Here is a 606-nt window from a genome sequence, read left to right on the forward strand (position 1 = left end):
TTTGTTAGCTAAATTTTAGTCAGATACGTTTCGGTGGTTACCTCATCGTCCAGCTGTAACCGTTTACGAAGGCGTTGCCTGATCTTATAAACGCTATCAGGAGAAATGCCAAGCATCGACGCCATTTGTTTGGTGTTTAGATGCAAACGGGTAAGCGCTGCCATACGCTGTTCGGCTACTGTAATGTCGGGTATCATCTCTTTGAGTTTTAAAAAGAAGCCCGGATATATTTTTTCGAAAAGTGTCTTAAATTTTTCCCAGTCTTCTTCGGTAAGTATGGTTTGACGGCTTAGCTCGTCGGCAAGCTGATGCTGTTCATCAGTGAGTGGTTTGTTTGCTACCTGCTGTTCCAACTGTTCTATAACCTTTGTTTTTTCAATAACGTTTTGGGTAAACATATCTAATTGCTCTTTTGCTGCTGTCAGTTCTTTTTCGGCAGCAACCTTTTGTTGAAAAGCCAATTGCTGCTGATACCTGGATTTTAGCCGCTGGCGATTGAGGATAAGTAAACCAACAATAGCAACTAAAACAATTGCCGCAATAACTAAGTTGCGTTCCCGTGTTTCGGCGTCTCTTTCTTTTTGAAGTTCACGAAGCTCAGAAACG

1 pseudogene is annotated in these 606 nt (G+C 41.9%); it reads right to left on the reverse strand.

Features of this window, described 5'->3' with window-relative positions:
* Window positions 1-8 precede the first annotated feature (8 nt).
* Window positions 9-606, reverse strand: a pseudogene (locus ACFEL9_RS26175) (hypothetical protein); the annotation flags it as partial.

The organism is Terrimonas alba (genome assembly GCF_042434975.1).
In the GTDB taxonomy this organism is placed as follows: Bacteria; Bacteroidota; Bacteroidia; order Chitinophagales; family Chitinophagaceae; genus Terrimonas_B; species Terrimonas_B alba.